Below are 24,436 nucleotides of genomic sequence, written 5' to 3'. Positions count from 1 at the left end.
CTGGCAATTCTTTATCCTTCCAGTTTTCGCACTCGCTGCGCCAGCGAAGTGAAATCGAAGAGCGAATTTACGGGTAGACGCAATAACAGCAGCGATACCGCCACCGGCAGCAGTGATGCCAACAGGAACGATTCCAGCAGATTCGTGACAGGTGCCCCGGGCAGTGGGAAAACCACCAGCCCGGCCACCAGACCACAGAACGTACTGAGCGCTGCATTGGTGCTTTGATAGCGAGCATTGAACAAACCGAAAAATACCGGAAACGCCGCTGCGCAGCAAAGCAGGTCTGCCAATAGAAACAGATACAGCACACTGTAGCCCTGAGCGGCTACGAGCAACACCGGCAAGGACAGCAGCAGGATCAGCCAGCGCGACCAGGACAGCAGGGTCTGATTGTTCATCTGAGGCAACAAGCGGTGCAGGTCGACTACCATGATGCTGGTCAGCCCGCTGATGGTGGAATCTGCGCTGCTCATGATCAGGGCCAGCCCGAATGGCAGCAGGCCAATGGCGAACCACAGAGGCACATCCGCCAGCAGAACGCTGAACAGGGCGACAGACCCATCACCGGGCAAGTCCAGGCCCACGAAAGCAAGGCCGAACAGGCCCATGATAAAGATGATGGGAAAGCTCAGCAGGCCGCTGAGAATGAAGCCGTTGCGAATGACACGGTTGTCGCGCGCTGCAAAGACTCTTTGCCAGGTGCCTTGATAGAAAAGTCCGGTGAGAACGACTGCGATGAAAAACGTCAGTCCGGATTTCAGGCCGTTGATATCCAGTGGGTTGAGTAGTTGCGGTGCTGTTGTCCGCAGGCCTTGCAAAGCAGGGGTCAGTCCATTGCTGGCTTGCCAACCGAAGCCGATCAGCAAGGCCAGAAAGGGCAGTATGACAAGCAATTGAAGACGGTCGGTGAAGATGGTTACCCGAAGCCCGCCATACAGGGTGTACAGCAGTGTTGCACCCATGACGATGCTGGCCGTCAGCCACAGGGGTACCGGTGCCAGCAGGGCAACCATCCTGGCAATGGCGGTCAGCCCTGCGCTCAGACTGATGAAGAGATAGAAGACCATGATGACCAAAACGAAGCCATACATCACCCGTCCGTAGCGAGCGAGTACAAACTCGGTCAGGGTATGGCCTTCGGGCATCAGAACACGGATACGGCAGCCCAGTGGGATCATGATCAGCCGTGGCGCCAGAGCCCCCAGAGCATAGCCGGTGATGGCGCCTATACCTCCCCAGGTGGCAGCCTGCGCCGGGCCGAACAGAATCCATGTGCCCAGGGTCGTGGCCAGCAACGTCAGCAGTGTGGCAGCGCTGCTCTGGCTGTTGCGAGCCACCAGATAGTCGTCCAGTCTGTCCTGTTTGCGATGGGCATAGAGCAAGCCTGGTACGGCGAACAGTGCCGCGAATACAAGCAGCCATATGAGGGCTGTGGAGGTGCTGAACATGGTTGTCTTCCTTGTCTTGAGCGGCGCTGACGTTTCGCCACAGGTGGCGGGCATCCGGCAAGGCAGGGAGACGGGAAAGAGGCTGGAGGCATGCATGGTGCAGCCTTGTTCCTTCCCTTCGCCAGCATTATCCGGATCAGGTTCAAAGGGTTGCCACACACACAGTGTGGTGTCTCAGCCGCTTTCCACGGCACCCCCAGGAGTGAGCGCAGAATAGGAAGTTCAAGTCCACTTGTCAACGATTATCAATTGACGCTACATCTTTCCTCAGTTGTTGTGCTATGGTTTTCGCTCGACACGGGGTGTCCTGATTTGCAGGGCTGAGAAAAAACCCGTTGAACCTGATCCAGTTCATACTGGCGAAGGGATGTCAGTCGCTGGCTCTGCCGCCACACCTGTGCATTCATGCCTTCGCCTCAATCCTGAGGTTTACATGCAGCAGTCTCTCCGTCTTGATCAACAACTGGTTCTGGTTACCGGTGGTGCCCGTGGCCTGGGTGAACACCTGGTAGCTGCCTTTCTCCGAGAAGGTGCCAGAGTTGTTATAAACTATCATCGCAGTTCTGATGCGGCCAGGCGCCTGGCAGAAAGATTCCCGGAGCATGCGCTCGCCGTACAGGCTGATGTATGCGAGCGAGCCGCAGTACAGGCGATGTTCGATCAGGCCCGACAGCATTTCGGCACACCGGTGACAACTGTCATCAACAATGCCTTGCCTGACTTCACATTCAACGGCGATGCACGTCCGAACGTGGATCAGCTGACCTGGGAAAACATGAACCAGCAATTCTCGGGAGTTGTCGGCGGTGCCATTAACACGACTCAGTCAGCACTGGCGGGCATGCGCGAGGCAGGTTTTGGTCGTATCGTGAACGTCGGAACCAATCTGTTCCAGAATCCCGTAGTGCCGTATCACGACTACACCGCTGGCAAGGCAGCCTTGTTGTCACTGACTCGCACGCTGTCGCAGGATCTGGGGCCCGACAACATCACCGTGAACATGGTGTCGGGCGGTCTGTTGCGTACCACGGATGCCTCGGCAGCAACCCCGGAGGCCGTGTTCGACTTCATTGCGGCGAGCACGCCCCTGCGGCGAGTGACCACACCGGCGGAATTCGCTGATGCCACCTTGTTCTTCGCCTCGTCCTGGGCGCGTTCGGTGACCGGGCAGAACCTGGTCGTGGATGGTGGTCTGGTGAAGGGCTGATGAGCACCGGGCGAACGCATACGCGGACGATGCATATCAATCTGTTCCTGATGGGCTGCGGCCATCACCGGGCCGCCTGGCGACATCCACAGTCCTCGGTAGAGCAATTGGGTGATATTCGCTATTACGAAGCTCTCGCGCAAGTGGCCGAACGCGGCAAGCTGGATGCCGTTTTCTTCGCCGACAGCGGGGCGGCGGGTAATGTGTCGGACGGCAGCTGGTGGTATCTGGAGCCACTGACTGCCATCGCCGCGATGAGTCGGGCGACTCATCGCATCGGCTTCATCAGCACCGTGTCCAGCACCTTCTACACGCCATTTCATGCCGCTCGCCTGCTGGCGTCGCTGGATCATATCTCCGGTGGCAGAATTGGCTGGAACGTGGTTACGTCGATGTTTGACGCTGAAGCCCGCAACCATGGTTACCGGAAAATGCCGGATCATGACGAGCGTTACCGACGCGCCGAGGAGTTCGTGCAGGCGGTGTCAGACCTGTGGGATTCCTGGGATGATGACGCCTTGCTGTTTGATCGTCAGGGGCATTATGCCGACCCCGGGAAGGTGCGTGCCATCAATCATCAGGGAGAATTCTTTCACGTTGATGGTCCGTTGAACGTACCGCGCCCATTGCAAGGGCATCCGGTACTGTTTCAGGCTGGTGCCTCGGAACAGGGTAGGGCACTGGCGGCCAGCCGTGCAGAAGCAATCTATGCGGTGGCCTATGATCTGCCTGCAGCGCAAAGCTATTATCGGGATATCAAGCGACGGGTGAAAGCTGCCGGCCGCAAGGTGGATGTGCCGATCATGCCAGGGCTGGTTACCTACGTGGCAGCAACCGAGGAAGAGGCCAAAGCCAAACAACGTGAACTGGATGAATTGCTGCCTGCCGACGCATCGTTGCGCCAATTGGCCCTGTTCATTGACCAGGATTGTTCCGAATGGGAGCTGGACGCACCAGTGCCACCCTTGCCATCACTGGAGAATTTCAGTGGTCCGCAGGGACGCTACAGCACCATACTGCGCATCATTGACACCGAAAATCCGACACTGCGTCAGTTGTTGGGAAGACTCGCGGCAGGTGGTGGTCATTGCACCCTGGTGGGTACGCCGGAAACGATTGCTGATCAGATGGAGCTCTGGTTCTGCAACGAAGGGGCCGACGGATTCAATCTGATGCCACCGTCATTGCCCGGTGGCATTGAAGATTTCGTGGATCAGGTAGTGCCTCTACTGCAGCAACGTGGTCTGTTTCGCCGTGATTACAAGGGCCATACACTGCGAGATCATCTGGAGTTGACAAGGCCCGGCTGCAACTGAAATGATGCCCAAGTTGGTTGTCATCCGACTGATTACAGGGGTGTGTCAGATTCCGAGAGGGGCTTCATGTTCAGGTACCATCCTTGCAAGAGACGAACCTTGCAAGAGACGAACCTTGCAAGAGACGAACCTTGTATCGGCGTATGACGGTCCCGACCGTACAGCACAGCATGCAAGTTCGGTCAGCGGCAAGCAGCTGCCGGAGCGCCGGGCGATATGATTGGGAGATCGGACATGTTGCAACTCAGATCAGCCAGTGAAGGTGATGCGGAGAGTGTCGCTCGCATTCTTGTGTCAGCAAGGCTTGCGTATCTGCCCTTTGCCCCATCTGCCCATTCGCCTGATGCGGTTCGTCGCTGGGTAGGCAACAACCTGATTCCGTCAGGTGGCGTTGTCGTCGCACAGCTCGATGACGAGAACGTGGGGGTTCTGGCTATATCGGAATCAGGCGGAATCGGATGGATCGACCAGCTTTACATGGCGCCGGGCCATGTCAATCAGGGTATCGGTAGTCAGCTTCTCGAACATGCCTTGAGCCTGTTGCCTCGCCCGATACATTTGTGGACATTTCAGGAAAACCACGGTGCAATCCGCTTTTATCAGCGCCATGGTTTCAAGGCCATCCGATACACGGATGGTGCTGGCAATGAAGAGAAGTGTCCGGACATGCTTTTCGAATATCCATGAACGGTAGCGTCATCAGGGCTCGATCACAGGCTCGAGAACACCGATAACTCGTCCTCGGTCAGGTTGCGCCACTGACCCGGTGGCAGTTCGTCCAGCGTGATATGCATGATGCGTATGCGTTCGAGTTTTTCGACGGAATAGTCGAAATACCTGCACATGCGTCGTATCTGTCGGTTCAATCCCTGCACCAGGGTGATTCTGAATACGTGGTCGGATTCCCTGACTACGTGGCAGCGTTTCGTGACGACACCGAGCATGGGAACGCCTCGGCTGATACCGACCATGAACTCATCGCTGATCTTTCTGTTCACGGTGACCCGGTATTCCTTTTCATGCCGGTTGTCGGCAGACAGAATCTTGTCTACCAGATCGCAGCGATTGGTCAGGAATATCAGGCCTTGAGAATCCTTGTCGAGTCTGCCTACCGGAAATACTCGGGAAGTGTGGGCAACCAGATCCACGATGTTTCTCTGATCCGTCTGCGCCGCGGTGCAGACCACACCGACCGGTTTGTTGAAGGCCAGAAAAACGACCTGTTCGGCAGTGAGCGGCACGATCGTCCGGCCTGAGAGTGTCACGGTGTCGCCGGCAGAGACCTTGTCGCCCAGCATCGCCCGCTCGCCGTTGATGAAGACCTCGCCGCGTCGCACATGGGCATCTGCCGCCTTTCTGGAGCAGAACCCGCTTTCGCAGATGTATTTGTTGATACGAGTCTCGCGGAGCGCCTGTGTGCCGGTCAGACATGGGCCCATGTACGCTCAACCCCAGTCCATGACCACCTTGCCAGCCTCACCCGAAATCATGGCGGCGAAACCGTCTTCGTAGTCATCAATGGAGATTCGGTGGGTGATCAGCTCGCTCAGATCCAGGCCCGATTGCACCAGGGCAATCATCTTGTACCAGGTTTCGAACATCTCGCGACCATAGATGCCCTTGACGTTGAGCATCTTGAAGATGATCTTGTTCCAGTCAACTGCGAACTCGGTCGGTGCGATGCCCAGCAGCGCAATCTTGCCGCCATTGTTCATCTTGTCGATCATATCGCGCATTGCCGGGGCGGCACCTGACATTTCCAGGCCCACATCAAAGCCTTCGGTCATGCCCAATTCGGCCATGACATCCGAGAGGCTCTGTTCGGCGGCGTTGACGACATGTTGAACGCCCAGTCGCTTGGCCAGCTCGATGCGATAGGGGCTGATATCGGTGATGACCGTCTTGCGCGCCCCCACTTTCTGCGCCACCAGGGCGCCCATGATGCCGATAGGGCCGGCGCCAGTCACCAGTACATCCTCACCAACCAGATCGAAGCTCAGTGCCGTGTGTACCGCGTTGCCGAAGGGGTCGAATATGGCGGCAATCTCATCGGGAATGTCGTCCGGGATCGGCACGACGTTGCTCTCGGGGATGCACAGATACTCTGCAAAGGAGCCCGGTCGGTTGACGCCCACGCCTTGCGTATTGCGGCACAAATGTCCACGTCCTGCACGGCAGTTGCGACAGGCACCACAGACGATATGGCCTTCGCCCGAGACTCGCTGACCGATCTGGTATTTGGTGGCTGCCGAGCCACAGTCGACAATCTCGCCACAGAATTCATGACCGACCACCATGGGAACCGGTACGACCTTCGCTGACCATTCATCCCACTTCCAGATATGCACATCGGTACCACAGATGGCCGATTTTCTGACCTTGATGAGTACATCACGCGGGCCGGCCTCGGGAATGGGTACCTGTTCCATCCAGATGCCGGCTTCGGGCCTGGCCTTCACCAGCGCCTTCATTTGATTGCTGCTTCGACTACTCATTTCATGAACTCCATTGGGCGACCGCCGTCGATGAATGCGTCGATGGCATGGTACTGTTCTTCGCGACGAAGCGCCGCAGACATCTGTAAAGGATCCGGTCTTGCCCAGGGAGGCCTATCCGGAAAACCGAAGTGTGCAACGTACACGTTTTTCAGGCGGCTGCGTACGACCTCGACTGTCTGAAGAGTATCGTTTTGTCGCAGGATGACAGCTGAGTGCTCGGCAGGCAAGGCGGGCCCGGCATGAATCAGCGTGGCTGATCACTAGTCCAGCGGTGCATGCAATCGCGTGGCGCTGGTGATGATCCCACCCCGATTGCCGACTTCGATACTGCCGTAACGCTGCGTGAAGCACTCGGGCAATTCACGATCCCCCTCGATCGACAACCACAGACGCAGCAGGTGGCGACGTCTGTCGGCATCGGGCCAATCGGTGAAGGCCGTACGATCATGCAACTGTGCATGGTTGTAGACGAACTGCATGTCGCCGGGCTGCAGACGCATGCTCAGGTGCAGATCCGCATCATTGGCCAGGCTGTCGAACAGGTCGAGAGCCTCGATGTGCTCCGGGGTCAGGCGCATCGCATCGTCGAACCGTTGAGCGCTATTGATATACTGGCGCTGATAGAACACGGTCAGTTTGCCCTGGTACCAGGACAGTGGTGGAATCGTCATGAACGGTTGCATGCCGTCCGGAATCTCGCCGCGTCGGTCGGTGGCAATGGGATCGAACAGTCTTTCCAGCAGGTCAGGGCGCTCGGCCTTCATCCGGTTGTAGATGGATTCGGCGCTGACCAGCAGTGAGTCGCCACCCTCCATACCCTCACGCAGGCACAAAAGGCCGACGACATCGGCGCTGTCGGTATGAAAGCTCTGGCGCGCGCTGGTCTGGTAGATGCGGGTATCGGGGTCGTTCGGGTTGGCGCCGACATTGCGCACGTGTCCCACGATATGCCCTGCCGCATTCTGAGAGCGCGCCGATCCCAGGTGGGCACCCACACCGCAGAAGATGGCTGCCGCCATTTCCTGAGAGTAGCTGTCGCTGGGTAATCCTCGAATGACCTCGAAACCGATGCCATGAATCAGCTTCTCTCTCAGCGCCTGCAGATGGTGCGCAAGATTGTCCAACGGAAAGTCTGTCTTCGTGATGTCGCCGATATCCTGTCCAAGCGAGAGGTAGTGCGTGGCGGCCGTCTCCAGCTCCGCGATGTCCGTGGCAGAGAGATGCACCAGCCACTGATCGGGGGCGGCCTGCATCTGCGAACCTGTCCAGGCGGCAGGGCCGTTGATGATGTCGGGTAATGCAGGCTGGCTCATGGGGCTCCGGTGTTGTTGATTTCTCCGGTTCACTGATTCCCGGAACGCTGCTATTCTTCCATATCAACGTGGAATCCTCCAGCGCAACACACTGACCAGGACCGGTTGCCAGGAGATCGACACCCAGCCATTGGAGGATGTGAACAATGACCGTCACGAGCGTTACCACCCAGCCCTTTGCCGGACAGAAGCCTGGTACGTCCGGATTGCGCAAGAAAGTGCGTGTGTTCCAGCAACCCCACTATCTGGAAAATTTTGTCCAATCCATCTTTGACACTCTCGAAGGGTTCAAGGGAAAGACGCTGGTCGTCGGTGGTGATGGCCGATACTTCAATCGCGACGCTCTGCAGATCATCGTCAAGATGGCCTCTGCCAATGGTTTTGGTCGTGTGCTGATCGGCAAGGGTGGCATTCTTTCCACACCGGCGGCCTCCGGCATGATTCGCAAGCGCGAAGCCTTTGGTGGCATCATTCTGTCCGCCAGCCACAATCCGGGCGGGCCGGAGGAGGATTTCGGGATCAAATACAACGCCGGCAATGGTGGTCCTGCACCCGAGCAACTCACCGAAACCATCTTCCAGAAGACACAGACAATCGATCGTTACCTGATCCTTACCGGCTCCGATGTCGATCTGGACAAGCCTGGCACCACGCGTCTGGGTGACATGGATGTGGAAATCGTCGACCCCGTGGCGGACTACGCTGCCATGATGGAGCAAGTGTTCGACTTCGACCAATTGCACGATCTCATTCATTCCGGGCAGTTCAATCTGCGTTTCGATGCCATGAATGCCGTGACCGGTCCTTACGCCAAGGCCATTCTGGAACAGCGTCTCGGCGCACCTGCGGGTACGGTGATGCGCGGCGAACCGCTGGAGGATTTCGGTGGGGCTCACCCTGACCCGAACCTGGCGCATGCTGCCGACCTGGTGGCGCTGTTGCAAGGGGACAATGCACCGGACTTCGGTGCGGCTTCCGACGGTGATGGCGATCGCAACATGATTCTGGGCAAGGACTTCTACGTGACGCCATCGGATTCGCTGGCAATACTGGCAGCCAATGCGCAGAAGGTGCCGGGTTATGCCAAGGGGCTGGCAGGTGTCGCGCGATCCATGCCCACCAGTCGCGCAGTGGATCGGGTTGCCGAGAAAATGGGTATTCCCTGTTTCGAAACACCCACCGGCTGGAAATTCTTCGGCAATCTGCTGGATGCCGGGCGCATTACCTTGTGCGGTGAAGAGTCATTCGGTACCGGCTCCGATCACGTGCGCGAGAAAGATGGTCTGTGGGCTGTTCTGTTCTGGCTCAACGTGCTGGCCGTTCGCAAGGAGTCGGTGGCGGCCACGGTGCGTACTCACTGGAGTCAGTACGGACGTAACGTCTATACACGGCATGATTACGAAGGCGTTGACAGCGACCGGGCTCATTCCATGATCGAGGACCTTCGTGGGCGGGTGAATGACATGGCGGGCCAGCGCTTTGGCAACTACGAAGTCGACCTGGCCGATGATTTCAGCTATTCCGATCCGGTTGATGGCAGTGTGAGCAACCATCAGGGTATCCGGCTGTTGTTTGCCGGCCCCGGTGGCGGCTCGCGCATCGTGTATCGTTTGTCAGGCACCGGTACCGAAGGGGCAACCTTGCGTGTCTATGTCGAGCGCCACGAAGGCAATCCGGATAATCATCATCTGGACCCTCAGGTGGCACTGGCAGACCTGCTGGGTATCGCCTCGGATGTGGCGAAGATCACGCATTACACGGATCGCACCAAGGCCGACGTCATTACCTGAGGGGCAGTCCTTCACAGGATTCCGGGATCGCCACGATTCACTTGTGGCGATACCGTATCATCGCGGCGATAGGCGAATAACCATGCCCAGCTTGCAGGAGTACCCAGATAGCTCAGACCTTCTGATACCTCAATCGATTCGACTTGCAATCCTGCCTGTCTTGCAAATTGACTCAGAGTATCTGACCTGATTGCGCTGTAGAATCGACCTTCTGTATCTCGCCAGTCTGTTTCCGCACATTTGAAGGAAGCACACAGCAATCCTTGCGGTTGCAGTGCCCGGCAAACACGCTCGAGAACATCCTGGAGGCAGTCGAGTGATACATGGGTCAATGATGCAGCAGCCCAGACCCCATCGAACTCGGACCGATAGTCGAGATCGGAGAAGTCCTTCACGATGACATCCCGGTTGATCCGTTGTGCGGCAATTTTCGCCAGCTCTACGGAACCATCCAGGGCAACGACATCGTGACTGTTTTCGAGAAATGCCTGTGAGGCGTGACCTCCACCGCAGCCCAGGTCCAGTATGCGAGAGCCAGGTTTCAGTCTTTGGATGAACCGGCTCCGGTAAGCCACGAAATCACCAGCAGGGTCCGGCGCATGGTTGCCGTAGAGCGCGGCGTTCGTGTTGTAATAGTTCATCGTTTCCTGGTCAATCATGGCTACCTTATACCATTGATATTGGTTGCAGAGATTCGGGGCTTCGGGAGGCTAGCCGCCTTAGCACACATCAGCCAACCCGGTCTCCAGACTGGGTATCGAACAAGGCCGTGCTGGCCATATCGACTGTCAGTGCAATGCGTTTGCCGCTCCATTGCAGCGCCCGGGCCTCCAGCTCGGCAACCACGTGGGTGCCCGCCAGATGAAAGGTGCCATAGCTGCGAGAGCCGGTGGGCTGCACGACTTCGAGGCTGATCTGCAGTGTGTCGAATCCACTATCGACATGTGACCAGTGCTCCGGTCTTACGCCCCAGTGGTAGCTGCCATCGGCAACATCGGTCTGAATGCTCAGCTGCTGTCCATCGGGCAGTGTCATGGTGCCCGAGGCGATGGTCACTTCGATGAAGTTCATCGGCGGTGAGCCGAGAAAACCTGCAACGTACTGGTTGATTGGCCGTTCAAACAACGCCAGAGGCGCTCCCGCCTGTTCGATACGACCATCACGCAGCAGCACGATACGCTCGGCCAACGTCATTGCCTCGATCTGATCGTGGGTAACGTAGATGAAGGTCTTGCCCAGTCGCTCGTGCAGACGCTTGATTTCCTCGCGCATGCCATCGCGCAGTTTGGCGTCCAGGTTCGACAGCGGTTCGTCGAACAGGTACAGGTCGGCGTCGCGTACGATCGCGCGACCGATGGCGACCCGTTGCCGCTCGCCACCGGAGAGTTCCCGCGGTGTGTTCTGCAGCAGGCGGGTGATATCCAGTAGATCGGCTGCCCAGTGCACCTGTCTGTCGAGTTCGGGCTCGGCGAACTTGCGGGCACGCAGTCCGAAGGCGATGTTCTCGTAGACACTCAGATAGGGGTAGAGCGCATAGCTCTGGAAGACCATGGCGATATTGCGTTCGCGAGGTGCCAGTCCGTTGAAGGCGCGCCCACCGAGGGTGATGGTGCCCTGTGAGATGTCCTCCAGACCCGCGATGCAGCGCAGCAGCGTACTCTTGCCGCAGCCCGACGCACCAACCAGCACCAGAAACTCACCGGCGGGCACATCGATGGAAATGCCCTTGACCGCCTGATGGTCACCATAGTTCTTGATGATGTTGTCGAGCTGTAGATTCGGCATTGAAGTCAACCCTTGACGGCGCCCATGGACACGCCACGAACAATGAATTTCTGCATCGTGGCAACAACCACGAACATCGGTAGGACGCCCAGCACGCTCATCGCAGAGATCTTCGACCAGAAGGTGGACTGTGAGCCGAAGTAACCGGTGACCTTCACCGTATAGGTCACCACCTCGGACTTGCTGAGAATCAGGGCGAAGATGAAATCGTTCCAGGCGAAAATGAAGGTAAAGACAGCAGTAGCGAAGAGACCGCCACGCGCCATCGGCATGACCACCTTGCGCAGCACCTGCCAGCGCGTCAGACCATCGATCATGGCGCTCTGTTCAAGCTCGATCGGTATGTCCTGGATGTAGCCACGCATCATCCAGGTGACGTAGGGAATGTTGAATGCCGTGTAGAGCATGATCAGGCCCATATAGGTATCCACCAGATTCCACGACACATACAGCAGAAAGATGGGGAAGGCGACGCAGATGGGCGGGATCATGCGTTGCGAGATGATCCAGATGGACAGATGATCTCCACCGGTACGAAAGCGCACGATGGAATAGGCGGCGAGGGTGCCCACCAGCATGGCCAGTACGGTACTGATACCGGCTGTTATCAGGGAATTCCAGACCGCCACGACATCACCATCGCGAAACAGGGTCAGGTAGCTTGAAACATCGAGTTGCTGCGGAAACCAGACCGGGGGGTAGGCATAGACTTCCTCGGGAGACTTGAAGGAGATGGCCACCAGCCAGTACACCGGAAAGGCAAAGATCAGCGTGACGCACAGGGCGATGGCGAAGCGTAGCCACAGGCGCCAGCCCGTGTCTCGGCGATTCATCGTGACACCTCCACCCGGCGCAAGGCGGCGACCACGAAGACGGTCAACAGCACGATGACGAGAAAGGCAATGGCGGCCGAGTAGGATATCTCGAATTCGCGAAAGGCCATCTGGTAAGCATAGATGGACAGAGTTTCGGTGGCGGTACCGGGGCCACCCTGGGTCATGGTCCAGACCAGATCGAACACCCGGAACAGATCCAGCGCCCGAATCAGTACGGCGATGAACATGACCGGCATGATGGCCGGCAACACGATGCGTCGGAAGGTCATCCACCAGGATGCACCGTCTATCTGTGCCGCTTCCAGCTGTTCGCGATCGACATTCGACAAGGCCGCGTAGAGCAACAGGAACATGAAGGGGGTCCACTGCCAGACTTCGGCAATGAGGATGGCGGGCCACACCAGGTTGGCGCTGACAGTCCAGAGCAACTTGACATCCGTACCGGCCAGCCAGCTGATGATCTGGTTGACCGGCCCGAATCGCTGGTCGAGCATGAGCCGCCAGGTGGCGCCGGCGACAATGGGCGATATGATGGTGGGCAGCAGAATGATCGAGATCAGTACTGCCTTGAACGGGATCTTCTCGAGAAACAGTGCTGCCAGCAGATAGCCCAGAACCAGTTCGATGGGCAGGGCAACTGCCGTGAACACAAGGGTGCGCACCAGTGATTGCCAGAGCCTGTCGTCGGATAGCAAGCGCTCATAGTTGAGCAGTCCCTGAAAGCTTCGCACATCATCGAACAGGGAGATGTTCTGGAAGCTTGCGATGACCAGCTTGATGAACGGGTACAGGCCAATCAGCAGGATGAAGAACACCGCCGGGATCACCAGCAGATAACGAAATGTACGATCGTTGTCCAGCAGACTCTTCAGCATCGTGTCGTATCGTCTCCTCGGTAGAGAGGTTCACCGTATGGGTTCATCCGTACACAGACCCCGGAGCACATTCGCTCCGGGGTGACGAACAGCGAGACATTCACGGCATGGGCCATGCGATGTCAGGGGTAGGCATTGGGCTTGCTGGCCCAGTCCGCGTAGACACGCTTCTGCTTGTCCACACCGATGCGTTGAGTCAGTTGATCCCAGTCCTCTGCCAGATCATCGAGTATCTTCTTCGCATCTTCTCCCGACCAGAGACGACTGATGGCCTGCCGTAGTGCTTCCTCATAGCGGTCGGTCTGCAACAGGGAAAGATCGAGCAGGCCGGTCTCGGCGCCCTTTTGCAGTACATCCAGATATTCACCGGCATTGGACCAGCGTGAGCGATATTCCTCACTGGCAAAGTGACTGGTACGGAAGGGGTCGCGCAGTGCATAGGGCAATTGCACCCGTTGCAGACTGATCTCTTCGCTGTTCAACCATTGGGCGAACAGATAGGCGGCCTCCTTGTTCGCAGAACCTGAAGCCACGGCCAGGGAGAACCCGACGGCCAGCTCCGGTGTGCCACCCGGGGGTAAGGCATAACCCACCTTGTCCGCCACCTTCGTCTCCGGAATCCAGTTGAGTGCTTCGGTACCCTTGCCATAACCTGCGGCCCAGCGACCAACAGGCGGCCAGGAGATGGTCATGGCAATGTCACCGGCCAGAAAGGCGTTGAAGGCTTCGATGAAGCCCCATTGCTCGACACCAGGTGGCATCCAGCTGTTCTCGGCACGCATTTCGTTGAAAACCTTCACGCCGATATCGGAATTCACGGTGGCATCCATGCTGTCCGGGTCGAAGAACTGACCGCCCTCTACCCGAAATCGTTCCTGAAACATGTATTGCGCATTCCCCGGCTGGCGCAACAATCCAGCGCCGTAGGTATCGGGTGCGTAGGTGTCGGTCATGAACTGACCGATCTCGGAGAACTGCTGCCAGGTTGTGGGTGGTGCCAGCGGGTAGCCGTATTTTTCCTGGAACGCGCTCTGGTTGGCGGGGTCATCGAACAGGTCACGTCGGTAGTAGAGGATCAATACATCGCCATCATCGGGCAAGGCGTAGATCCGGTCTTCCACCGTCATCTGGTTGTCGCGGTATACCGGGGCAATGCCTTGCAGCTCTTCCCGGTAGCCGAACTTGTCAACGTAGTCATCCAGTGGCTCCAGAGCACCGGACATGGCCAGATCGGGTAGCTGATTGGGTATGACATTGAGCAGATCATAACCACCCGAGCCGGAGCGATAATCCTGCATGGCCTTGGTGAACATCTGATCGACCGGGGACTCGATGACGTTGATCTTGATACCGGTAAGCTCCTCCCAGAGTGGACCGGTAAAGTTCTTCGGGTCGAGCGGCTGTAGCCCGGCTTCATACAGGACGTTCAGGGTGACTCCTGAATACTGTTTGGCGGCCTCCACCGCCTGGTCGGCTGCACTTTGTGCATGCGCGTTACCGATCAGGCCGAGACAGACGGCACTGGCCGTCACTATATGCCGGGTGTTCTTGACAAACTGGGTGTACATGATTTCGCTACTCCACATCTTGTTACTCCACGGTTGACGTTGAAACGTGGCCTTATTTGCAGATATCGTTTACCGACTTGTTGATGGCGTCCATATTGAATACCTGGTCCAGCCAGTCCTCCTTGAAGAGCACGCTCTTCGCATTGTCGATTGCCAGCAAGGCGCCGTCCGAGAACTTGCCCTCGGGAAACTCCTCGAAGGCAATCGCCAGTTCGATGTTGAGATGGCCGAGAATGAAGTCTCTGGCGGCTTGCGGTGGAACGCCGAGCGATACGGCTCGATCAGTGGCTTCGCGCAAGGCCATGCACATCGTGGCTCCGACGGTCTCAGACAGGGCGGGTTCGAGGATGGCAATCTGTTCCACGGTGCACCGATGCGCCCGCTCCACCGGCGCGTAGATGGCACGAGCCACCGCTTCGCACTGGGCATAGTGTTCTTCCGGCCCTTGCATCAGAGCACATACGATGTGCTGCCTGGCGGCCACACCACCGAAGAAATCTGTCTGCTTTTCATGCGAATCTTCGTAGTTGAAGATCGAAGGGTGGCAAGGGTGGGTGATGAAGTAGGTGACATCCTTGCGCTCCGGCATCTTGCCGGCCTGCGGCGCTGCGGCATCGAGCACCACCAGAGAAGTACCGGGTCGAACCTGATCGATGATGTTGTGTGCCACATCACCGATGGCGCGATCGGGGACAGCCAGCAACACGATGTCGGCGCGCGACACGGCCTGACCCGGCTCGACGCAATCGGCACCGGTAGCCTCCTTCAGGCGCTGGCGACCTTCCTCTGAGACCTCGACATGATCCACATCGAAGTCTGTGGTCCCCAGGTTCCTGGCAAGCCTGACCCCCATCTTGCCGCCAGCTCCCAATAACGCGATTTTCTTCATGGTGTTCCCCGTACGGATGAAGTCGTGGTTCAAGCGGTCAGACCGCCATTTCTGACTTGTTGAAAGAATTCCGGCTCGCCCATCTGCCCGCCCTTGAGCGCGATCTGCAAATGGCCTAGCGTCTGATTGTCCGAATGGGCCTGGCACAGGGCTGCACCGGTCGCGATCGGTGCCAGAGCGGTCAGCGCATACAGCCCCAGCATGGAGACGCCATGACCGGAGGTGTCACCGCCGGCAATGGCGCAACGCGACAGGCTTGCCTGTTCGATCAGATCCTGCAGCAATCTGCCGAGCCCTTCACCCACTGCTTCATTGACCTGATCAGCGGGCAGGCCGGCGGCGTCTATCGCCTCATTGAAGCGCACATTGGCCGGGTCTTCAGGGCCGGTACTGGTGTATACTAGCGGGTCGTGACCTCTGCCGAAGGCATCCATGGCGAGTGCCGCCACGCGCTGCAGTTCCTGTTCCCAGGCTGAGGCATCCACTGCTCTTGACGGGTCGATGCGAATGCATTCGAAGCCCTGTGTCGCGGCAACAGCTATCTGATTGGAGGTGATTGGCGAGCAGGAACCGGAGACTACCGCCATGCGTTCAACCCGTCCGGGGTGCGCGGGTGGTGCTGCCGATTCCAGCAGTCCCGCCTGGCGCCAATAGGCAACCAGTGCGTATTCGATACCCTGTGAGCCGATGCAGAAATGCCGCTTGCCCCGGTTTTCCCAGATCAGTCGCCCGGCCTCGACAAGCGAGGACTCATCCATGCAGTCAAGGGCGACAATGGCAGCTCCCGATGCGCGTTCGGATTGCAGGGCAGCCTGAGCCAGACCGGCATTCAGTTCGGTGATGGATACCAGTCCGATCGGCAGCTGCGTCTGTTTCGCCAGATGACGCCGTACATCGGCTTCGTCCATCGGTGTCACCGGGTGCTGGCGCATGACAGGGTGTCGATCGAGGCGGTGGACGGTGCCTGACACGCCAGCGAACAGATTGCCGAATGCCTGGTATCGCTGCATGGCAGGTGCGGCGACCAGGCAGGCGTGCCAGTCATCGGGTTCGGAGAGTATGGGCATGGCCAGTTCACAGGCTCGACCGATGGAGCCTGTCTGCGGCGAGGAATCCAGCGTCGAACAGACCTTGTAGTGATTGATCGCAGCCTCGTAATTTGCCATTTCCCCGAACACGGACGGCAGTGTGGCCTCCATCCAGGCAGGCGAGCGCGCTCGCGCCGTACCGGCAATCCCGATCCCGCGAGCGCGGGGAAAACGGCTCAGTTGATCCTGCGTGGGAGGTGCGAAGAATAGGACGGATTCAAGCCCGGCGAAGCTCAGCACTTCCATGACGGCGGCCGCCCCGGTGAAGTCATCGCCATACCAGGCAAGGAGCCGACCATCGGTTAATGGGGAGGCGCCTGTCATTGTCTGTAGGTGTCCAGTGCGCTGGCCAACTCGGGCCTCTCCCGGGCATAGTCCTCCAGGGATACGCCGGAAGTCGCGGCCTCCCAGGCCTGGCGCAAGCTGCTGACTCCGGCTGCAACGCCCATGGGATGCCCGGCAATGCCACCGCCTGCCAGATACATCAGGTCGGTGGTGCCCAGGGCGGCGTAGGTATCCTCTACCTGTTCCGCGGACTGGCCGGATGAGAAGACCGGCATCGCGATACACGGCTTGTTATCGAACATGGGTGTCAGGCAGGCTCGAGCGGAGGCCAGCACGCTGTCGTCATCCTCGCAGAACTTGTTGCGCAGGCCGTTGACATGCATGTGATCGGCACCGGCGAGCCGCCAGATTTTCTGCCAGGCCACATAGGACCAGCCCAATGACGGGTGGCGCGACAGATAACCCCAGCCATTGCGATGCGCATGAATGGGTAACTCGGAGAACCTTCCCAGCTCGATCATGCCCACCAGACCAACGCTGTTCAGGCTGGCCATCACGCAGCTGCCTCCCAGAGAGACGATCAGCTCGTGGCGTCGCCGCATCTGATCCAGATCGCCGGTGATATTGAAGGCGTACATGATCTTCTTGCCGCTGATATCGGCATGGCGATTGATCACGTCCATGACGGCACGAGCGCGTTCCTCGAACGGGCAGGCCGGTCCATCCGATTGCAGCTCGTCATCCTTGATGAAGTCGATGCCTGCCTCGGCCAGCTGCTGCACCATGGCCGCAGTACCTTGTGCGTCGAGGCCCACGCTTGGCTTGATGATTGTGCCGAGCAGCGGGCCATTCTGCACGCCCGTGAGTTGGCGTGTACCCGGGATGCCGAAACGTGGCCCGGAATAGACTTGGGCGAACTCCTCAGGCAAGCGCACATCCACGATACGCAAGCCGGAGAAGGACTTCAGTTCGAACAGATTGCCGGTAATGGTTGCCAGCAGATTGGGCAGTGAAGGCCCGATATTCGCCAGCGGCCATGACAGGGTGACAGCCGCCTTGCGTATGGGGCCATTACGGCGCACGGCTCCCGGCAACGAGGGCTCGTTCAGTTCGCCAATGACCTCCAGTGATTCTATCCGGGCAGCGGCGCGTTCCTTGAGCTCGGGTGTTTCTCCCGGAACCGCGATGAAGGTGCCGGAGGACTGCTCGCCAGCCATGATCTCGGCAGCCCGTACCGGGTCGTCGGAAGTTTCGATGAGGTAGTCGGCTTCGATGCGCATCAGTTGTCCTGCCCGGGTGATGAGTCGGGTGATGAGTCGGTCGGATTGAGGGAACGTGTCAGCACGGCGATGGCAAGGGACTGCAGGTTCAGCGAATCGCGGTACTGAGCCGAGGTGTTCATCAGCCAGTCCGGGTCTCTGGCTGCTTCGGTAAAGCTCTGGTTATCCAGAATCCGGATATGCCAGGCCCGGTCCAGGGTGAGGGTCTGTGGGGCGGAAGAGGTGTTGGCGAGCAGTAGTCGGAATTCCTCGTCAGTCCTCACCCCGTATGCAACCGCGCCGGCTGGTAAACCGTCGACGGCGATTCTGCCGTGACCACTCATGCCGGCAGCCGCGCGAATGACATGAAACAAGGGGAACAGCCGAGCATCGGGTTCGTCATCGAACCAGGGTTGCGGATACGCCTGTGGTTGCCACACGAGTCCGAACGGGCCGGCCGCTGCGGCCAGTGTGATTGCCTCGATGGCCTGTTCGTTGCTGGCACTCAACACACCTACCGCCCATGCGGCGGCAAACAGTCCGCGTTGACGCGGGTCGGCTTGCGCCAGAGCCTTTCTGCTCTGCTCAGGGTTGGCCGCTGGCGCCGAGCCATAAGGGTTGGTACGCGCACCGAGTGACACGAGCCCGAGTCGTGTCGGCAGGGAGTGACTCAAGGCTTCGGCACTGGCGAATATCTGCGGCAGGGCCTCCAGTGTCTGCATGACCGAGACATCGTCCGCGGCGTGCACGATGGCGGTGTTGCCGTAGGTCACATAGGCGCCTGATGAGTCCTCGGGTGGGCAACGGTTGAGCTCGGTGAAATTCGTCAGAACACCACAGCCGATGGCGGTATCCGGAAAGGCTGCCATCGTCGCTTTCAGTGTCTCGTGGGGTGTCGGCCCCTCCGGCCAGGGTCCCACAGGCTGATGACTGGCCAGATAGGGCTCCGGCAAGGCAACGACATGGCTCGGCTGGATAGTCGATTTTTCGAGCTGCCCAGCCAGTCTTGTCAATTCGGTCAATGGCGTATCCTTGCCAAGAACGATTTCCAGATCGATCTCCAGTTCGTCGCTTTCGATCCAGGAGTGCGGCAATGTCAGCCTGGATTCGTCTGTCAGTACGAGCCTGGCGAGAATATACTGCACGGCGCAACGCGCTATCAGTGCCTGAGTATCTGGCGTCACGAGCCATTGCGGGTCGCTGGCAAGTCCGATCTGTGGCGCACACCCGTGCAGTTGCGTCAGTGACATACGAGTGGCGTCAGTGCTGGCGTGGCTGCTGGCGTCACCTCCCGACAGTTTCACGCGAATGGATTGTCTGAGCGTCGAGTCGGCTTTGATGATGTAGGTGAAAGGCTGAACCAGCGGTACACAGTACGTCTTGAATGAGGCATCGGACCAATTGCGCTGGTCCTCCATCTCGAATACCTCTCCGTCGAAGCGGATATCGATGTCGATACCGTGCAGTTGATGGTGCAGGCCGGCGATGTCGGACACTGGCTGATCAGGTGAAATCCGGTCTGGAAAGTGCGTGTTCTCGACAGACCCATCGGAATGAGTGACTTGCAGTTGGCTCCCGGCAAGGTCGGTGATCGGGTGCAGAACCGTAAAGCCTGCGCGATTGGTTGCGAAGTCTTCAGGTGCCTGCATCTCGATGCTGGCTTGCAGGACACCATCGCCCTGGCAACGGATGGATACCTGGCAGTCCAGTGCACCCTTCCCGACTTGAAAATGCAACTGATGGTGCAAGTTGCTTGCGGACTGCTCAGTTTTCTCGCTGATGAGTGTCGGGCGCATCGTTCCCCAGTCTTCATCGCGAACTGGCCAGGAGATGGCCCGTATGACTTCGCGTCCTTTCCAGCAGAGATTGCGAAGGCCATCGATGTCGACGCAGAAGGACATATGCCCAACCACCATGCTCTGCGGCGACGGAATGACCTCCGAGGTACCAAAACACATCAGAAGTGGGTCCGGCACGGTCATGGCTGCCTCCTCTGTCCCGGAAGGGGATTGACACGGTGGAACGGTGACTGCTGATTCGATGGTATACTATGTATCCCAAGTACTCCAGAACTTTTGCAGTTCGAATGACTGGCGCGGACGGGCGGCCGCATGTCAAACACCTTCTTCATAACCAGGCAGGAAAACTCGACGACCGTGAAGCAACGAGCACCAGAACAGATACGGAAGAGGCGTCTGTATGAGGAGGTCATGGACCGGCTGGTTGATCTCATCAAGGCAGACGGCCTGGCACCCGGTGACAAGTTGCCATCCGAGCGTGACCTGATGGCCCGCTATGGTGTCGGTCGGCCAGCGGTGCGTGAAGCCTTGCAGAACATGGCGAACATCGGCCTCATCAGCCTGACGCAGGGAGAACGGGCGAGTGTGGCCACGCCAAGTTTTTCCAATGTCATGCAGGCGGTGTCATTGACCACCAGTGGCATTCTTCGCAGCAGCAGTGAAAGTCTGGACGAACTCAAGGAGGCTCGGCTCCTGTTCGAGCTGCAGATGGTACGCCTGGCCACCCAGCGGGCCTCTGACACGGCCATAGAGCAGCTCGAGTTGCGTTATCAGGCACATACGCAAGCATTGAACAACTCGGAAGAGTTTCTGAAACAGGATGCGCTGTTTCATCGAGAAATTGCAGCCATGACGGGTAATGCCATTTTTGCCAACCTGAGTCAGGCTTTGATCGAGTGGCTTGCCGAGTTTCATCAGGAACTGGTGCGCTTGCCTGGCGCTGAAAATCTGACCCTGTCAGAACATGCTTCCATCGTGGCCGCCATTCGTTCTCGTGATGCGGATGCCGCAGAAACCGCCATGAGGATTCATCTGACCAGGGCCAATTCGCTCTATCGTCATCTGGTTACTGAAGGTTGAAGGGGGACATATGCTTGAAGGTGGTTTGATTGGTTGTGGCTTCTTTGCGATAAATCAGCTGCACGGATGGCGAGAGGTTGAGGGTGCCGGAATCTCGGCAATCTGTGATCAGGATGAACGACGACTGGCAGAGGTGGGTGATGCCTTCGGTATCCAGGCTCGCTATACCGATGCCGCGCAGATGCTTGCCGCCGAGTCACTCGACTTTGTCGATATAGCCACGACGGTCTCTTCTCATCGGCCATTGGTTGAACTGGCTGCCAGCGAGCGTATGCATGTCATTTGTCAGAAGCCGCTGGCCGATTCTCTGGACGATGCACGTGCGATGGTTCGCGCGGTCGAGAGGACGGGCAAGGTGTTCATGGTGCATGAGAACTTTCGCTGGCAAGCCGCGATTCGTGCTGTCATCAGAGTGGTACGGGAGGGCACCATCGGTACGCCGTTCTTCTGCCGTGCCAGCTTCCGTTCAGGGTACGATGTCTATTCGGGTCAGCCGTATCTGGCCGAAGACGAACGCTTCATCATTCAGGACCTGGGTATTCATGTACTGGATATTACCCGCGCGCTGATGGGGGATGTTGCGCGATTGTCTGCAACAACACAGCGTATCAATCAGAATATCAAAGGCGAGGATGTCGCCACGATTCTGCTATCACATGACAGTGGTGCCACGAGCATCGTGGATTGTTCCTACGCAAGCCGGCGCAAGGTAGAGACCTTCCCCGAGACTCTGCTTGAAATCGATGGTGAGCTGGGTAGCCTGAGACTCGATGCCGGTTATCAGCTGAGCATTCAGAGTGCTGGTACAGAACAGCGATCGAATGTCGAACCACCATTGCTGGGGTGGGCGGAGCGCCCCTGGCACAACATCCAGGAAAGCGTCGTTGCGATCCAGCAGGACTTCGCCAGCTGTATCGCCGAAGGCCGCCAGCCGGAGACCTCCGGGGAGGACAATCTCGGGACTCTGGCTCTGGTGGAAGCGGCATATATCTCTGCGCGAGAGGGCAGAACGGTTATATTGTCAGAGTTGTAACTGTGAAAGTGCCTGTGAGCCGTCATCGGCGCTACCGTCCTGCTGTCTGCCAAGATTGAAACATACATGTTCTACGACCCGAGAAGCGAATCACACGGTCTCGCCCGTAACCCGTGGACCGCACTGGTAGTGCCACGTCCCATTGGCTGGATATCCAGCCTGAGTCCTTCGGGAGTGGCGAACCTTGCTCCTTACAGCTATTTCAACGCGGTATCGGCCATGCCGCCGTTTGTCATGTTCTCGTCAACTGGCCGCAAGGATAGTCAGGAGAATATCGAGGCCACCGGCGAATTCGTGGTCAATATGGCGGTTGCCAATCTGCAGGACGAAGTCAATCAGTCATCGGCGCCGTTCAATGCCGAGGTGGATGAATTCGAACGAACCGGTCTTGCCAAGGCTGCTTGCCGCAATGTATCCGTGCCTCGCGTTGCCGCTTCTCCTGTGGCGCTGGAATGCATTTTGAACAAGGTAGTGCCACTGATAGCGCGTGACGGCAAGAAGGTGGGGTCGGAGGTGATATTCGGTGAGGTGGTCGGCATCCACATAGCGGATGAGGTGATCGTTGACGGCCGGCTCGATACTGCGGGCATGCGCCCACTGGCTCGCCTGGGGTATATGGATTACGCGGTTACCGAAGAGACCTTCAGCATGAAACGTCCGGTACTGGAGGATGACTAGGCGCAGGTATGGTGCAGAAACAAGCCAAGGCTGGTGCTCTTGATCAATCTGAACATACGAGGTTTGATAAGGTCTGACCTGATAAGAATCGGCCCTTCCTGTTTTATGCTCTACATTGTTGGCCGATTGGCTGCGATAGGACCGGGCTGACTCTCTGCAACAGCATGAGCTGCATGGAAAACTGTGAAGTGTAAAAGTATTTGCCGTACAGGAGTGGAGGATGACGAGACTTGGTATGCTTTCATGCGCCGGGTTGGCGTGCGCTGTCACCTTGGTGTATCACTCGATGATCTCTGAGGACGAGTTCATTCAACCAAACTCAGATCCGGACTCAGGCTTGGTCAAGGAGCGTTCTGTAGAAGTCTCTCCAGTTGCTTCAACTGACACCGAACGTAACAAGGCGAATGAAATGACCGAGCCTGCGGCGCAAATTATCAATAAGGAGACGACTATAGTCGCCGGTGACAGTGAAATGAAGAATACGAGCGATTTTGATCGCCTTCGTGATGAGGTACTTGGCTGCATTGATGCTGATACGCTTGCATTGCGTCGAAGTCCAGTGTGCCAGGACGCTGTCAAGCGAATTCATGATCTCGCTGTAACAACGAGAAAGCTGGCAGAGATGGAGTTTGCCATATCGACTCTGTACACAGAAATCGACGCCGAAACACTTCGCACTATCATTGATGATTTCGAAGAACGAACTAATGAAATAGCGAGAGAAGACATTTTCTCTCTGAAATTCATTGGATTCTCTTCGAGCCATCAAAAAGACGTTCTTGACATGCTTTATGGCGACTATTTTTCCATGGATGCGCCTTCAAAAGAACGTTGGCTGGAGTCGATGATCGACATCTCCTGGTTGCATTTGGGAAACAGTGCTTCCCGTGCCGCGGCCCTTGAAGGTGCCTCGAAGTTGCTTGCAGACATTGAACAAACGGCAGAAAACGACAACCTTGGGACGAGATTTCAAGTCAGCTCCAGCAGGGTTTCGATGAACGGCTCGGGCAGATCCCCGCTGCTTCAGCGCTACAAGCTGAAAGCGGCCGTGGAAGGTGAGATTTCGGGAGTTGACATGGCAGTCCGCGACACTGTGGCATCAAAAGACCCGTTTCTTGCGCTCCAGTTGATCTCCGAGGGCCATATTGCATGCAGAAGCGGGTCGGACCCCATGGTATGCGAGAAGATCAAGCAAAGTTCAGATCTACTCGGGCTGTTGTTTGGTGCGGAATTGGATCAGCATTACTCAGAGGAGGATCGCGCAAGGTTCGGTGAAGCTGCACGTCGACATTTTGTTGAGCTTTAGCTCACCTCGTTATACACAGGTCACCGGAGTGACAGATGCAGGATGCTCGATTGCATTCATCGGTCACCACAGTGAAGTTGGCTGTGACCAATGGGCTGGGCTGGCGATTGGTTTGATTCCATATCGTAGGGTGATGAGCGTCTGGACAAGCGTGCCATGCAACAGCTGCAGTGGATTCGCATGACCGGATTGTCACAGGTGGTGCAATGGGTTTTCTGAGTTATCGTCCATAATATATACCACCATTGCAGCGCCGAGAACACTCGTTGCCAGCCCCGACATCCAGAACTGGCAAGGTTCTTCCTAGACATGTTCACCATGGATGGGGGAGTCTTCGAAAGGTGCTGTTCAGATGGCTGCCTGTCGATCGGATCGAGCGT

21 protein-coding genes and 2 riboswitches are annotated in these 24,436 nt (G+C 57.7%); of the genes, 8 read left to right on the top strand and 13 right to left on the bottom strand.

Translation table 11 applies throughout. The features are described 5' to 3' along the window. Positions 1-11 precede the first annotated feature (11 nt). Positions 12-1,451 (bottom strand): sodium:solute symporter family transporter, encoded by a 1,440-nt coding sequence (locus tag ACUNV4_RS21400; protein ID WP_430880659.1) that lies wholly within the window; start codon positions 1,449-1,451, stop codon positions 12-14. Positions 1,452-1,547: 96 nt separating this feature from the next. Continuing rightward, positions 1,548-1,659: riboswitch (TPP riboswitch) on the bottom strand. Positions 1,660-1,739: 80 nt separating this feature from the next. Further along, positions 1,740-1,836, top strand: a riboswitch (TPP riboswitch). A gap of 48 nt (positions 1,837-1,884) precedes the next feature. On the opposite strand from ACUNV4_RS21400, the gene ACUNV4_RS21395 reads away from it, so the two are divergent. From ACUNV4_RS21395 to ACUNV4_RS21385, 3 genes are all read left to right on the top strand, one after another. Next, positions 1,885-2,658 carry a 3-oxoacyl-ACP reductase gene (locus tag ACUNV4_RS21395; RefSeq protein WP_430880658.1) on the top strand — a complete coding sequence of 258 codons (774 nt, stop codon included), beginning with the start codon at positions 1,885-1,887 and terminating at the stop codon, positions 2,656-2,658. Positions 2,659-2,687: 29 nt separating this feature from the next. Beyond that, on the top strand, positions 2,688-3,974 hold the full coding sequence (locus tag ACUNV4_RS21390; RefSeq protein ID WP_430880657.1) for an LLM class flavin-dependent oxidoreductase: 1,287 nt from the start codon (positions 2,688-2,690) through the stop codon (positions 3,972-3,974). 234 nt (positions 3,975-4,208) lie between these two features. After that, positions 4,209-4,661 (top strand): GNAT family N-acetyltransferase, encoded by a 453-nt coding sequence (locus tag ACUNV4_RS21385; protein ID WP_430880656.1) that lies wholly within the window; start codon positions 4,209-4,211, stop codon positions 4,659-4,661. Between the two features lie 23 nt (positions 4,662-4,684). Here the strand turns inward: ACUNV4_RS21385 and rluF are convergent, their stop codons facing one another. From rluF to ACUNV4_RS21370, 3 genes are all read right to left on the bottom strand, one after another. Next, entirely contained in the window at positions 4,685-5,413 is a 729-nt protein-coding gene (rluF, locus tag ACUNV4_RS21380; protein ID WP_430880655.1) for a 23S rRNA pseudouridine(2604) synthase RluF, read from the bottom strand. Positions 5,414-5,419: 6 nt separating this feature from the next. Continuing rightward, positions 5,420-6,469, bottom strand: coding sequence for an L-threonine 3-dehydrogenase (gene tdh, locus ACUNV4_RS21375; protein WP_430880654.1), 1,050 nt, complete (start codon positions 6,467-6,469; stop codon positions 5,420-5,422). 263 nt (positions 6,470-6,732) lie between these two features. Continuing rightward, positions 6,733-7,785, bottom strand: a complete 1,053-nt coding sequence (locus tag ACUNV4_RS21370) for a TauD/TfdA family dioxygenase (RefSeq protein WP_430880653.1) — start codon at positions 7,783-7,785, stop codon at positions 6,733-6,735. A gap of 146 nt (positions 7,786-7,931) precedes the next feature. Here ACUNV4_RS21370 and ACUNV4_RS21365 point away from each other — a divergent pair, with 146 nt between their 5' ends. Then, positions 7,932-9,575, top strand: a complete 1,644-nt coding sequence (locus ACUNV4_RS21365; protein ID WP_430880652.1) for an alpha-D-glucose phosphate-specific phosphoglucomutase — start codon at positions 7,932-7,934, stop codon at positions 9,573-9,575. Between the two features lie 11 nt (positions 9,576-9,586). Here the strand turns inward: ACUNV4_RS21365 and ACUNV4_RS21360 are convergent, their stop codons facing one another. From ACUNV4_RS21360 to ACUNV4_RS21320, 9 genes are all read right to left on the bottom strand, one after another. Next, positions 9,587-10,234 carry a class I SAM-dependent DNA methyltransferase gene (locus ACUNV4_RS21360; RefSeq protein ID WP_430880651.1) on the bottom strand — a complete coding sequence of 216 codons (648 nt, stop codon included), beginning with the start codon at positions 10,232-10,234 and terminating at the stop codon, positions 9,587-9,589. A 70-nt stretch (positions 10,235-10,304) separates the two neighbouring features. Beyond that, positions 10,305-11,360 carry an ABC transporter ATP-binding protein gene (locus ACUNV4_RS21355; RefSeq protein WP_430880650.1) on the bottom strand — a complete coding sequence of 352 codons (1,056 nt, stop codon included), beginning with the start codon at positions 11,358-11,360 and terminating at the stop codon, positions 10,305-10,307. 5 nt (positions 11,361-11,365) lie between these two features. Next, the gene (locus tag ACUNV4_RS21350; RefSeq protein WP_430880649.1) at positions 11,366-12,193 is read right to left on the bottom strand and encodes a carbohydrate ABC transporter permease; all 828 of its coding nucleotides are present in this window, start codon (positions 12,191-12,193) and stop codon (positions 11,366-11,368) included. Then, on the bottom strand, positions 12,190-13,071 hold the full coding sequence (locus tag ACUNV4_RS21345; RefSeq protein ID WP_430880648.1) for a carbohydrate ABC transporter permease: 882 nt from the start codon (positions 13,069-13,071) through the stop codon (positions 12,190-12,192). Before ACUNV4_RS21345 ends, ACUNV4_RS21350 begins: the two co-directional genes overlap by 4 nt. A 122-nt stretch (positions 13,072-13,193) precedes the next feature. Continuing rightward, positions 13,194-14,657 carry an extracellular solute-binding protein gene (locus tag ACUNV4_RS21340; protein ID WP_430880647.1) on the bottom strand — a complete coding sequence of 488 codons (1,464 nt, stop codon included), beginning with the start codon at positions 14,655-14,657 and terminating at the stop codon, positions 13,194-13,196. A 34-nt stretch (positions 14,658-14,691) separates the two neighbouring features. Next, positions 14,692-15,528, bottom strand: coding sequence for a phosphogluconate dehydrogenase C-terminal domain-containing protein (locus ACUNV4_RS21335; RefSeq protein WP_430880646.1), 837 nt, complete (start codon positions 15,526-15,528; stop codon positions 14,692-14,694). Positions 15,529-15,557: 29 nt separating this feature from the next. Further along, on the bottom strand, positions 15,558-16,940 hold the full coding sequence (locus ACUNV4_RS21330) for a four-carbon acid sugar kinase family protein (protein WP_430880645.1): 1,383 nt from the start codon (positions 16,938-16,940) through the stop codon (positions 15,558-15,560). After that, entirely contained in the window at positions 16,937-18,181 is a 1,245-nt protein-coding gene (locus ACUNV4_RS21325; RefSeq protein WP_430880644.1) for a ribulose-bisphosphate carboxylase large subunit family protein, read from the bottom strand. Before ACUNV4_RS21325 ends, ACUNV4_RS21330 begins: the two co-directional genes overlap by 4 nt. Beyond that, positions 18,181-20,142, bottom strand: coding sequence for a hypothetical protein (locus tag ACUNV4_RS21320; RefSeq protein WP_430880643.1), 1,962 nt, complete (start codon positions 20,140-20,142; stop codon positions 18,181-18,183). The genes ACUNV4_RS21325 and ACUNV4_RS21320 overlap by 1 nt, the downstream gene beginning before the upstream one ends. A 129-nt stretch (positions 20,143-20,271) precedes the next feature. On the opposite strand from ACUNV4_RS21320, the gene nanR reads away from it, so the two are divergent. The 4 genes from nanR to ACUNV4_RS21300 all read left to right on the top strand — a co-directional run bounded on the left by nanR (position 20,272) and on the right by ACUNV4_RS21300 (position 24,056). After that, entirely contained in the window at positions 20,272-21,039 is a 768-nt protein-coding gene (gene nanR / locus ACUNV4_RS21315; RefSeq protein ID WP_430880642.1) for a transcriptional regulator NanR, read from the top strand. 10 nt (positions 21,040-21,049) lie between these two features. Continuing rightward, positions 21,050-22,072 carry a Gfo/Idh/MocA family protein gene (locus ACUNV4_RS21310; protein ID WP_430880641.1) on the top strand — a complete coding sequence of 341 codons (1,023 nt, stop codon included), beginning with the start codon at positions 21,050-21,052 and terminating at the stop codon, positions 22,070-22,072. A gap of 66 nt (positions 22,073-22,138) precedes the next feature. After that, entirely contained in the window at positions 22,139-22,750 is a 612-nt protein-coding gene (locus ACUNV4_RS21305; RefSeq protein WP_430880640.1) for a flavin reductase family protein, read from the top strand. A 286-nt stretch (positions 22,751-23,036) separates the two neighbouring features. Then, positions 23,037-24,056 (top strand): hypothetical protein, encoded by a 1,020-nt coding sequence (locus ACUNV4_RS21300; protein WP_430880639.1) that lies wholly within the window; start codon positions 23,037-23,039, stop codon positions 24,054-24,056. Positions 24,057-24,436: the final 380 nt, after the last annotated feature.

It is taken from the genome of Granulosicoccus sp. 3-233, from assembly GCF_052681095.1.
The sequence above is the reverse complement of the archived record's forward strand: the minus strand, read 5'-3'. Positions and strand labels throughout refer to the sequence as shown.